The 11811-nt window shown below is 40.4% G+C and carries 14 protein-coding genes and 1 pseudogene; 10 read left to right on the forward strand and 5 right to left on the reverse strand.

The genetic code is table 11. The annotated features are described in order from the left end of the window. The first annotated feature begins 108 nt into the window (after positions 1-108). A complete protein-coding gene (locus NSS60_RS07490) occupies positions 109-264 on the forward strand; it encodes a YozD family protein (RefSeq protein ID WP_340720769.1) in 156 nt (51 codons plus the stop codon). Positions 265-449: 185 nt separating this feature from the next. On the opposite strand, the gene NSS60_RS07495 is transcribed toward NSS60_RS07490, so the two are convergent. Continuing rightward, a complete protein-coding gene (locus NSS60_RS07495) occupies positions 450-1823 on the reverse strand; it encodes an IS1380 family transposase (RefSeq protein ID WP_088223330.1) in 1374 nt (457 codons plus the stop codon). 241 nt (positions 1824-2064) lie between these two features. Between NSS60_RS07495 and NSS60_RS07500 the strand changes: the two genes are divergently transcribed. The 3 genes from NSS60_RS07500 (at position 2065) to NSS60_RS07510 (ending at position 3869) form a co-directional block, all read left to right on the forward strand. Beyond that, positions 2065-2835 carry a sporulation protein gene (locus tag NSS60_RS07500; protein WP_004890333.1) on the forward strand — a complete coding sequence of 257 codons (771 nt, stop codon included), beginning with the start codon at positions 2065-2067 and terminating at the stop codon, positions 2833-2835. Between the two features lie 111 nt (positions 2836-2946). Beyond that, complete coding sequence (locus NSS60_RS07505; RefSeq protein ID WP_004890336.1) at positions 2947-3297, forward strand: hypothetical protein; 351 nt, start codon at positions 2947-2949, stop codon at positions 3295-3297. 302 nt (positions 3298-3599) lie between these two features. Then, positions 3600-3869, forward strand: coding sequence for a hypothetical protein (locus tag NSS60_RS07510; protein WP_241737708.1), 270 nt, complete (start codon positions 3600-3602; stop codon positions 3867-3869). Positions 3870-4072: 203 nt separating this feature from the next. Here the strand turns inward: NSS60_RS07510 and NSS60_RS07515 are convergent, their stop codons facing one another. Beyond that, positions 4073-5446: an IS1380 family transposase gene (locus tag NSS60_RS07515; RefSeq protein ID WP_088223305.1), complete on the reverse strand. Its 1374-nt coding sequence runs from the start codon at positions 5444-5446 to the stop codon at positions 4073-4075. A 302-nt stretch (positions 5447-5748) separates the two neighbouring features. Between NSS60_RS07515 and deoD the strand changes: the two genes are divergently transcribed. Together deoD and NSS60_RS07525 are read left to right on the forward strand one after the other, a co-directional pair. Beyond that, on the forward strand, positions 5749-6453 hold the full coding sequence (deoD, locus tag NSS60_RS07520) for a purine-nucleoside phosphorylase (RefSeq protein ID WP_004890338.1): 705 nt from the start codon (positions 5749-5751) through the stop codon (positions 6451-6453). 73 nt (positions 6454-6526) lie between these two features. Next, entirely contained in the window at positions 6527-7330 is an 804-nt protein-coding gene (locus tag NSS60_RS07525) for a M15 family metallopeptidase (protein ID WP_004890339.1), read from the forward strand. A 2-nt stretch (positions 7331-7332) separates the two neighbouring features. Here NSS60_RS07525 and NSS60_RS07530 read toward each other — a convergent pair whose 3' ends face one another. Continuing rightward, complete coding sequence (locus NSS60_RS07530) at positions 7333-7665, reverse strand: hypothetical protein (protein ID WP_035018639.1); 333 nt, start codon at positions 7663-7665, stop codon at positions 7333-7335. Between the two features lie 79 nt (positions 7666-7744). Then, a pseudogene (locus NSS60_RS07535) lies at positions 7745-7984 on the reverse strand (Na+/H+ antiporter NhaC family protein); the annotation flags it as partial. Between the two features lie 179 nt (positions 7985-8163). On the opposite strand from NSS60_RS07535, the gene NSS60_RS07540 reads away from it, so the two are divergent. The 4 genes from NSS60_RS07540 to NSS60_RS07555 all read left to right on the forward strand — a co-directional run bounded on the left by NSS60_RS07540 (position 8164) and on the right by NSS60_RS07555 (position 10297). Beyond that, on the forward strand, positions 8164-9027 hold the full coding sequence (locus NSS60_RS07540; protein WP_035018641.1) for a cation diffusion facilitator family transporter: 864 nt from the start codon (positions 8164-8166) through the stop codon (positions 9025-9027). Between the two features lie 21 nt (positions 9028-9048). Beyond that, positions 9049-9948, forward strand: a complete 900-nt coding sequence (gene rarD, locus NSS60_RS07545; protein ID WP_004890348.1) for an EamA family transporter RarD — start codon at positions 9049-9051, stop codon at positions 9946-9948. A 104-nt stretch (positions 9949-10052) separates the two neighbouring features. Next, positions 10053-10157 carry a YjcZ family sporulation protein gene (locus tag NSS60_RS07550; RefSeq protein WP_021094060.1) on the forward strand — a complete coding sequence of 35 codons (105 nt, stop codon included), beginning with the start codon at positions 10053-10055 and terminating at the stop codon, positions 10155-10157. 26 nt (positions 10158-10183) lie between these two features. After that, the gene (locus tag NSS60_RS07555) at positions 10184-10297 is read left to right on the forward strand and encodes a YjcZ family sporulation protein (RefSeq protein WP_006318569.1); all 114 of its coding nucleotides are present in this window, start codon (positions 10184-10186) and stop codon (positions 10295-10297) included. A 27-nt stretch (positions 10298-10324) separates the two neighbouring features. Here the strand turns inward: NSS60_RS07555 and NSS60_RS07560 are convergent, their stop codons facing one another. Then, on the reverse strand, positions 10325-11665 hold the full coding sequence (locus NSS60_RS07560; protein ID WP_004890351.1) for an MATE family efflux transporter: 1341 nt from the start codon (positions 11663-11665) through the stop codon (positions 10325-10327). Between the last annotated feature and the right edge of the window lie 146 nt (positions 11666-11811).

Genomic DNA, 11811 nt, shown 5'->3' on the forward strand with positions numbered 1-11811 from the left:
CCGTTCCTTTTTACCTTCAACGTATGTGTACATAGCGGTAAATATACATAAAAACGGCTGACATAAATGGATCATTTTTTCATAACATAATACAAAGGGGGCGATGTTGTGAAAGAAATTGAAGTTGTGATCGATACGGAAGAAATTGCGGAGTTCTTTTACAATGAACTTGTTCGGCGAGGGTTTGTCCCAACAGAGCGTGAAATGGAAGAAATAGCAGATATTATGTTTGATTATTTGATTCCTGAATCCGTGATGGATTGACATCGACTTTGACTTTTTTGCTGGTTTTATGGATGTGTGATCCACCATTCCCTTTTTATGTTTAAAACAGATGTCATCTTCACTCTCAGAAATGAAATAAATATCTTTTTTAGGTATATAAACCAAAGAAAAAACAAAAAAGGACAGAGGGTTAGGATGAGTACAGAATTGCGAACAATCGTTCGTTATGCTCCTTCTCTCCATTTTATGTAAATGTTCAGTAGGGGCTCGCTATAGCCACTCCTTCGCGTCAGTTTCATCCAGATCTGTCGTGATCGGCGGACGAGTCGACCTGCCATCGTGATCACCGTCTGAATGATCGTCTTGATGCGGCGGCGTTTCACTTTATGATGTAATGGATGTCTCGGATCGCTTAATAGATCTTGTCCAATCAGGCGAAGAAGGTTGTACACGAATGCTCCCATGACTAACACGAGCGCATTCGTTTTCATCTTCCCTGATGGAAGTCGCTCTAAATCTAAGTCGCTTTTCAGTTCGCTATGAAACTGTTCGCATGTCGCATGATCGTGATACAATGCGAGCACATCACTCATTCGAACATGCTCGTATCCTTCGAGGCGCACCCAGTAGCTTTCGACTTCGTAATCAGGAACGAGCATCAGCTGTCCATTTCGTTCCATCGTTCGTTCCGTCACTTGGGTGACTTGAACGTACGTATACGTGTGTCCATCGATTGCTGCTGTCTGTGGAAGGCATAACTCATACGTTTGTACTCCTTCTGTTTGTCCATCATCGACGCGTCTGCCCTTTTGCGAAGCGATCTGGAACCAAAGCGCTTTCGATTCTCGGCGTAAGTTTCGCTTGATGACAAAGTCCACGTCTTCCTTTAGACATACGTGCACATTCGCTTCCGCATCGTTTCCTGCATCCATGCGGACAAGCAGACGAGACGAGGTCAGCGGACGAGCTCGACGGATAGCGGTAGTTAAAAACGAAGGCATGTTGTCTTGTACATGTTGTTTCCCTGGACGCAGCTCGGCATGAACGATATACCCTTCCTTCCCTGCGTACGCAAACAACGGCGTAAAACCGTCAAATCCTTTATACGTTCGACTCACTCCTTCTTTCTTCGTATCGGAGTTGTCAAATGGGGAAGCATCTATATCAAGGGGAAGCCATGTCGTTTTCCCTTTCGCCCAACAAGGGGACAAGGTAGCGTGTTGTCGAACCAACAGACGCATCGATTCCTCCCAAATGATTGCTTCGGTCATCGGAAGACAAGCGAGCTGATCGAGACGCTGTCGCAACGTTGGGGAGGAAGGCACGTGCTGAATCCCCATCGATGCCGAAAAGATATCGTCCTGACGATACGCTTCGATATGATCGAAATCCGTTTTTCCTGTGGCAAGCAAGCCAATCATCGAGCGAATGACATCGCTATGGGAAATGTGCACATCTCGACGAACCGTTGGGAGCCGAAGGGCGTTTACTCGTTTATCCAGCTTCGTTTGGTGCAGTAAGTAGCCCACGAGAGCAAGCCCAGCACTTGGAGTAATCGCTTCATCTGTCAATACAAACCGAATCGGGAAATCTTTCATCACATTCACCTACTTGATGAAGAATCGTCAACGTCGTTTTCCCTTATCGTATCAACGGTTTGCGACCATTGTAAAGATGTTTTGTCACGGATTCAGGTTGATTGAAAAAAGTATTATTGATGAGGAAGTAATTGATGAATAAAACGGCGGATGTCCCGTCGTTTTTTTGCTTGAAATTTGAAACATTTTCTTTTTTTTATTCGTACAACGTAGTGTATTGATAAATAAGAGGAGGGTTTTTATGGGTCTGTTTAATAAAGTTTTAGCGAGTATTGGGATTGGTGCGGCGAAAGTAGATACAAAGTTGCATGAGTCACATTTATTACTCGGTGAAAGTGTGACTGGGGTTGTAGAGGTAACGGGAGGAAATATAGAACAACAAATTGATGATATATATTTATCTCTCTGCGCTACATATACAAAAGAAGTAGATGATCGCAAAGTAACGAAGCAAGCAATTATTGAAAAATGGAAAATCGCCCAATCATTCAAAATTCGTGCTGGAGAAAAGAAAGAATTTCCATTTTCTTTTTCCCTTCCGCTTGACACACCAATTACAGTTGGAAAAACAAGAGTGTGGTTACACACAGGACTTGACATAAAAAATGCTGTCGATCCGACAGATGAAGATTACATTCGTGTTCAACCTAATCGGATGATGAACAAAGTATTTCGTGTGGTGGAAAACTTAGGCTTCCGCTTAAAAGAAGCCGAGTGCAAAGAAGCTGCCTACCATGTCCGTAAACGACTCCCTTTTGTTCAAGAATTTGAATTTGTACCGATTAGCGGGGAATTTCGCGGGAAGTTGGATGAAGTAGAAATCATCTTTTTCCCACATGCGCTAGATGAATGTGAATTGCTTATACAAGTCGATCGACGAGCGCGTGGGTTAGCTGGATTATTTGCAGAGGCGCTTGATTTAGATGAAACATTTATTCGCATCACAATCCGTGAACAACATATGCACACATTACAAACAGATCTTGCTTCACTCATTCGCCGATACGCTTAAAACTTAAAAAGATTGGGGATTCCCAATCTTTTTATTATGTCGGAATTTTTATATATATTCGACAAAAATAGTAAAAAAACGCAAAAGGAATCGACAAAATGAATCACTAATATGTTACGTAAAGAAAAAAGGGAGTGGATGTTAGTGATTCGGATGTTTATGGGGAAAATATTAAAATCAACAAAAAGCTATGATGTAACGTTATTTCAAACACCACAATTTGGTCAAACGAAAGGCTATCGCCAAGTATATCGATTGACGGTGAGTGGTGAGGATCATGATGACGTATTAGCTGAAGTTTATCGCATGTTTAATGTTCCAGATTTAGTACCGAAAGATTATCGTGCGCGATATGTTAGTACAGGTGATATATTGCTTATTGATGAAGGGATATACGGTCAATTTTTTTATCGTTTAAGCTCGGATGGATGGGAACGTATTCACCGTATGCATGTGCGTTAAAAAATGTCTTTAAATGTTCACAAAATTGTGCTATATTGTATATAGACAATGAGCACAAGGTTAGAGTATGATAAAAAATTCCCCTTGTGCGTGCAAGGGGATTATTTTTTTCGTTTATCAGCATTGTACTCTTTATCGTGTGCTTCAGCGATCAATGTTTCTTTCGGAACATGGTTATTTTTCTTCGGGCTATTGATACGGTTACGATGTTTTTTTCCCAATTGGAAACCTCCTTTACGTGTAGTTACATCCATTAACATCGACAACATCATAAAAAATATACATACAGGGTGGGAAAAACGATGTTTGCATTTATGATTTCTTCCATCGTCGGAATTGTTGCGATTTTTTGTTCCTTGTTTATTAAATTCGAATTAGAGCGGCTCATTGGGCGGAGAAAGAAAATTTTCCTCCTTCATTTGGCAAACATTAGCTTCACTAACGTGGTTATTGCAAGCGCTTACTATGTGTTTAGTGGGATGTTTGAAACAAGCGAGCACCCATTTTACCTCATTTATTTAGCGTCTTTAGAAGCGATGTTACCAATTTATGTTGTTTGTTATTTAACCTGAATCCGTGATGGTTGGAAATCAACTTTGATTTTGGTGTTAGTTCTATGGATATATGATCCATACATCCCTTTTTTTGATGATTCCCTGCACCACTTTCATGTTTGAAAACGAGATAAATCCTCTTTTATGGAGATACAAACCAAAAAAGAGACAAAAAAAGTACAGGGGGGAGTGATGGATATGAGTACACGAACATCTGTTTGTTATCTTGCCTCTTTCCATTTTTGATACACATTCAGTAGGAGTATACTGTACCCACTCCTTCGCGTCAGTTTCATCCAGATCTGTCGTGATCGGCGGACGAGTCGACCTGCCATCGTGATCACCGTCTGAATGATCGTCTTGATGCGGCGGCGTTTCACTTTATGATGTAATGGATGTCTCGGATCGCTTAATAGATCTTGTCCAATCAGGCGAAGAAGGTTGTACACGAATGCTCCCATGACTAACACGAGCGCATTCGTTTTCATCTTCCCTGATGGAAGTCGCTCTAAATCTAAGTCGCTTTTCAGTTCGCTATGAAACTGTTCGCATGTCGCATGATCGTGATACAATGCGAGCACATCACTCATTCGAACATGCTCGTATCCTTCGAGGCGCACCCAGTAGCTTTCGACTTCGTAATCAGGAACGAGCATCAGCTGTCCATTTCGTTCCATCGTTCGTTCCGTCACTTGGGTGACTTGAACGTACGTATACGTGTGTCCATCGATTGCTGCTGTCTGTGGAAGGCATAACTCATACGTTTGTACTCCTTCTGTTTGTCCATCATCGACGCGTCTGCCCTTTTGCGAAGCGATCTGGAACCAAAGCGCTTTCGATTCTCGGCGTAAGTTTCGCTTGATGACAAAGTCCACGTCTTCCTTTAGACATACGTGCACATTCGCTTCCGCATCGTTTCCTGCATCCATGCGGACAAGCAGACGAGACGAGGTCAGCGGACGAGCTCGACGGATAGCGGTAGTTAAAAACGAAGGCATGTTGTCTTGTACATGTTGTTTCCCTGGACGCAGCTCGGCATGAACGATATACCCTTCCTTCCCTGCGTACGCAAACAACGGCGTAAAACCGTCAAATCCTTTATACGTTCGACTCACTCCTTCTTTTTTCGTATCGGAGTTATCAAATGGGGAAGCATCTATATCAAGGGGAAGCCATGTCGTTTTCCCTTTCGTCCAACAAGCGGACAAGGTAGCGTGTTGTCGAACCAACAGACGCATCGATTCCTCCCAAATGATGGTTTCGGTCATCGGGAGACAAGCGAGCTGATCGAGACGCTGTCGCAACGTTGGGGAGGAAGGTACGTGCCGAATGCCCATTGATGTCGAAAAGATATCGTCCTGACGATACGCTTCGATATGATCAAAATCCGTTTTTCCTGTGGCAAGCAAGCCGATCATCGAGCGAATGACGTCGCTATGGGAAATGTGCACATCTCGACGAACCGTTGGGAGCCGAAGTGCGTTTACTCGTTTATCCAGCTTCGTTTGGTGCAGTAAGTAGCCCACGAGAGCAAGCCCAGCACTTGGAGTAATCGCTTCATCTGTCAATACAAACCGAATCGGGAAATCTTTCATCACATTCACCTACTTGATGAAGAATCGTCAACGTCGTTTTCCCTTATCGTATCAACGGTTTGCGACCATTGTAAAGATGTTTTGTCACGGATTCAGGTTTAATATATGAACATTATGAGCAAGCGAAGAAAAAATATGTTGTAAGTGAAGATAAAAAGGTTTTATACGTGAAACCGAAGTATTTTCGCAAAATGTCGTAAAGAGGGAATCCCCTCTTTTTTTACATGAAAAACAATGCTTTAGTGAAATATAGGAGTGTGGTATAGTATATATGCAACGATAAAGATTAAAGGAGGATACATATGAGTGTTCATATTGGAGCAAAAGAACACGAGATTGCAGATAAAATTTTACTTCCAGGAGATCCACTTCGCGCAAAATATATCGCTGAAACGTTTTTAGAGGGAGCTACTTGCTATAACCAAGTTCGCGGAATGCTTGGATTTACCGGTACATATAAAGGGCATCGTATTTCCGTTCAAGGAACAGGGATGGGGGTTCCGTCTATCTCTATCTATATTACTGAACTGATGCAAAGCTACAACGTTCAAACATTAATTCGCGTCGGAACATGTGGGGCGATCCAGAAAGATGTCAAAGTTCGTGATGTCATTTTAGCAATGGCATCTTCAACAGATTCTCAGATGAATCGCATGACATTTGGAGGGATTGATTACGCTCCAACGGCTAACTTTGACTTGTTGAAAACAGCGTATGAAATTGGAAAAGAAAAAGGATTACAATTAAAAGTTGGTAGTGTATTTACGGCGGACATGTTTTATAATGAAAATGCACAATTTGAAAAACTAGCACGATACGGTGTACTGGCTGTAGAGATGGAAACAACAGCGCTTTATACATTAGCCGCTAAATTTGGCAGAAAAGCATTATCGGTATTAACAGTAAGCGATCACATTTTAACAGGGGAAGAGACAACGGCTGAAGAGCGCCAAACAACATTTAACGAAATGATCGAAGTTGCTCTTGAAACAGCGATTCGCCAATAAACTAAAAAATAAAGAAAGCTCCTGCGAATCATTTTCCTCGCGGAGCTTTCTTCTATTCGTGAGGGAGAAAAAGATGAAAAAATGGTTATGTTGTTTTTTGATAATAACTAGTGGCTGTCAATCCTTTGGATCACTTGAACCTGAACAAAAACCGTCTAAACCCCCCGTACAAGTTGAAGAGCCATCTTCTGAAGCACCGATACCATCTTCTGAAACGAAGGAACAAGAAGAGCTTGTACTTGAAGAGAGATTTTGGAATCAAATCGAAGTGCAAAATGGGGTAAAAGTCATCATAAATCCAGATAATATACTAGCTTTAGTAAATAAGGAGCAGCAATTACCTGCTGACTATAAGCCGGCTGACTTAGTTGTTCCAAATGTTCCGTTTACATTTAAAGAAACGGATGTTGAAAAACGACACATGCGTGCAGAAGCTGCAAAAGCGTTAGAATCGATGTTTACAGCAGCGAAACAACAACAAGTTTTGTTATATGCTGTATCTGGCTATCGTTCGTATGAACGGCAACAACAGTTGTTTACATTTGAAGTTCAACGATCAGGAGAAGAAAAAGCAGTTGTTGCCGTTGCGATGCCTGGGAAAAGTGAACATCAAACCGGATTAGCGATGGATATTACAAGTCCGAGTGTTCAATATACCATTACCCCTGCTTTTGGTGACACGCGAGAAGGAAAGTGGGTAGCTGAGCATGCGCATGAATTTGGTTTTATTATTCGCTATCCGAAAGGAAAAGAGCATATTACAAAATATCAATACGAGCCTTGGCATTTGCGTTATGTCGGCGTGAAGGCAGCCAAAATTATTTATGAAAAACAAATCACGCTAGAGGAATATTTTCAAATTGTAAAGAAAATATAAAGTTATACACATTTGAATACACGATATTGTTCAAACACACGAGCAAGTTTTGTAGAAATATAAATGTATATTTCTGACCGATATACTGCACTTAGTGCTTGACGGAAATGCATTTGTTTAACGAATAAATCAATTTGATGTTTAGCGTATTTCATCGCCTGGTGTTGTGAAATAATTTGTTTTTTCATAATTTTTAACTCAATTTCTGTCAATAAGGAGACAGAAAAGCGAAGGATTGCTGCCTCTGTTTGGTCGATAAATTGCGAAATCATCGTTATCATTCCTCCTTCGAGCGTATTTACAATTTCGAAATATACTTTACAATACATTAACATATTTCGTTTAAAAAAAATGTCGGAATGTGCGCCGAAATTTCGACAAAAAGGGAGCTACTGTTTGAAAGTAGCTCCCTTTTTATAACACAATTGCTGCGATCCATGCGAAAATAATAACGGGAATATTGTAGTGAATAAATGTTGGAACACATGTATCCCAAATATGGTGATGTTGACCATCAACATTTAAACCCGATGTTGGGCCGAGTGTGCTATCAGAGGCAGGTGATCCAGCATCACCAAGTGCACCAGCAGCACCAATAATCGCAATCGTTGCCATCGGACTAAGCCCAAGTTTCATACAAATTGGTAGAGTGATGAAACATCAAACACTTTATCACATTTTTTTATTAGACGTCAACAGTAAATTTGGTTAAAGGCAATGTTATTGCATGTTTCCTACTGTTCTTCAATGAACCAATTTTGTTGCTATAGACCCACACGATGTACGCTTGGTACAATGTTAACGCAAAAATGATTGAGAAGTTGGTGGAGCATATGACACAAATGAAGCCTGAGATAGGGGCATGGGTAAGTATTGGTGCTTATATTGTTTTATCTTTAACTAAGTTGTACGTCGGATATATGTCAAGTTCTGAAGCATTAAAAGCAGATGGGTGGAATAATTTTACTGATATTCTTGCTTCTATCGCCATTTTAATCGGATTACTCATCGCAAAAAAACCTCGTGATGATAACCATCCGTATGGCCATTCGCGTGCAGAACATATTTCTTCTTTAATCGCAGCGTTTATTATGATGTCTATCGGATTAGACGTATTAGTAAACGCCGTGCAAACGTTGAAGGAAGGGGAGTATGTAAAGCCGGATTTAGTAGCAGTATGGACGGCTGGCGTTTCAGCCGTATTTATGTTTGCTGTATATATGTTCAATAAGCGTTTAGCTATCGTCACAAATAGCCAAGCGCTTGCCGCTGCTGCCAAAGATCATTTGTCCGATGTACTTGTTAGTGTAGGAACCATTGTTGGTGTGATAGGTGCCCAGTTACAGATGCGTTGGCTCGACCCTGTCACCGCTTTTGTTATTGGATTTATCATTTGCAAGACCGCATGGGGCATTTTTAAAGAGGCGTCTCATATGTTGACGGATGGGTTTGATGACAAAACGCTACAAAAGTATAAACAGGACATTGAGCATATTAACGGCGTGGAGCAGGTGGTAGATATTAAGGGGAGAATGTATGGCAATGATGTTGTCATAGACGTTATTATTTGTGTCGCCCCGCATTTAAATGTTGTAACAAGTCACGACATTGCGGATCAAGTTGAGCGTTTGCTTGAACAAAAATATGGCGTTGTTTATGCTCATGTGCATATCGAGCCGTATGAGCATGAGGATTGAGATGAAGGAAGGAGCTGCAAAATGGAAAATAAAAAACTCGGCACGATCTATGCCCTGCTCGCTTATGTATTGTGGGGAATATTGCCTTTGTATTGGAAATTACTCGAACATATCGAGGCGAAGGAAATTTTATCTTATCGTATTGTTGCTTCATTTTTTTTTATGATTGCGTTGTTGATCGTTCAAAAAAATTGGTCTACATTTTTGCATACATGTCGATTGTTATGGCGAGAAAAAAAGCGTGCCATCGCTTTAATCGTTGCATCGCTACTCATTAGCGTTAATTGGTTTATTTACATATGGGCTGTCAACCATAATCATATGGTTGAAGCAAGTTTAGGATATTATATGAATCCATTGTTAAACGTATTGTTAGGTATCGTTGTATTAAAAGAGCGTCTTTACAAATGGCAAGCAGTATCGTTTATTCTAGCAGCTGCTGGAGTTTTACTTATGACGATTGAATATGGAAAAATTCCATGGGTTGCGCTTTCACTTGCCTGTAGCTTTGCGCTATATAGTCTTGTGAAAAAAGTGATTTCGATTGACGCAACAATTGGTTTGACTGTTGAGACGATGCTTGTGACTCCTTTTGCGCTCATATTCATTATACACTCGTTTGGACAGCTAAACGTTGCTTCTTTTTCGTTTGCAACGATGTTATTGCTTGTAGGGGCTGGTCCAGCGACTGCCTTGCCCCTTTTATATTTTGCCAAGGGGGCTCAGCATATTTCGTTAACCTTTTTAGGATTTTTGCAATATATTTCACCAACGTTAAGTTTACTTCTTGGTGTGTTTTTGTTTCACGAGCCGTTTACAAACGCTCACATGTATGCATTTGGTTGTATTTGGACGGCTTTGCTTTTATTTTCACTTTCAAGCACATGGGAGAAACGAAGAGAAAAATCATTAAACGCATAACGTCTGTCGGTGAGACAGGCGTTTTTTTACCCATTTTTTCAAAAACCATAACGTTTTCCCTAGTCGTTGAATAGGTTGTTAGTACAAGAAGGAGGTGTCAGAAGATGAGTGGAGGACATCATCACGGCGGTGGTTTCGCGTTAATTGTTGTATTGTTTATTTTGTTAATCATTGTTGGTAGTGCTTATATTGGTGGCTGGGGATATTAATTAAACGATAAAGGAGGAAATGCATCATGTATGGATATGGCTATGGATATGGATATGGTTATCCAGGATACGGAAAAACATTTGTGCTCATCGTCGTACTTTTTATCTTGCTTATTATCGTCGGTGCAGCTTGGTGCTAAAAAGCAAGAGGGGGCTCCCTCTTGCTTTTATATATGTTTCCATTTTTGTCGTAACCGTACGAATAACAATATGGCACCTGAGGCTAAACCGGTAATAAGACCGATCCAATATCCAAACGGTCCAGCAGTTGTATAATGAGCGAATATATATCCGACAGGCAAACCGACGAACCAATACGATACGAGCGCAATAAAAAACGGGAAACGAACGTCTTTGTATCCACGTAATGCGCCTTGAATAGGGGCAGCAACAGCATCAGAAAATTGGAAAAATAAAACGTATAACAAAAACTGTTTCGTCCATTGCAAAACGTGTTCATCATTCGTATATAGGAAAGCGATCGGTTCACGAAATAATAGTAGAACGATAGAGGCAACAATAGCCATCATTACAGCAGATGAAATGCCGATGATACAATAACGTTTGGCATGTTCTGAGCGACTAGCACCTACTTCAAAACCAACAATAATTGTTAAAGTAAGCGAAATGCTTAGTGGAATCATATATAAAAGTGAACCGAAATTTAATGCTGCTTGATGAGCGGCGATTGCCGTTGTTCCAAATTGACTCATTAACAACGTGACAGCAGAAAAAATACTCGTTTCAAAAAAGATCGCTAGTCCAATAGGTGTACCGATCAAAATTAATTGCTTCCAAATGGATAACGAGATCGGATGAAATTTCTTAAGTATATTGTACGTTGAAAAAGGTTTACGAAAGCGAACGAGCAAAAACGCACATAGTAACAAGCAACAATACGTGATGCTTGTGGCATATCCTGCACCGACTCCCCCGAATGCGGGGATACCCCATCGTCCGAAAATGAATATATCGTTTAGTAAAACGTTTAAAGGGAGTGAGCATAACGTTAACATCATTGTAACCTTTGTTTGACCGAGGGCATCCATAAAGGAGCGGAGAACGTAATAAATAAAAATTGGGATAATGCCAATACATAATGCTTGTAAATATTGATGGGCAACGATTTGAACATTGCTCTCGATATACATGTTTTCCAATAAAATAGGGACGAGAAAATAAATAATTGTCAACACAAAGCAGGCAAAAACGATCGCCAAGTATATTGCCTGCTCGATTGTTCGAGAAATACGCTCATGATCTTTTGCCCCAAATGCTTGGGAAACGATTGGGGTTAGACCTGTCAATACTCCGCCAATTCCTGTAAATATAGCAACCCAAATGTTTGAGCCGATGGCTACACCTGCTAAATCAACTGCGCTATATTTTCCTGTCATTGTCACATCAAAAAAGTTCATCATATATAGGCTGATTTGGGTAAGAAAAACAGGAAGTAGTATATGTAAGAACTGTTTTATTTTTTCTTTTAACGTAGATGTTTCTTTCATTTTTTCCTCCAAAAATACGTGTAAAAATATAGACAGACGATATTATAACATATCATTTTTGCATATTCATAGATAATCCTCTTGCTTTTCATGTTATGTTTTGTTACATTAAAAAAGTCGTTTTTTAATTATAAACATCAGGTGAG

The organism is Anoxybacillus sp. FSL W8-0382 (genome assembly GCF_038003845.1).
GTDB lineage: Bacteria > Bacillota > Bacilli > Bacillales > Anoxybacillaceae > Anoxybacillus > Anoxybacillus flavithermus_G.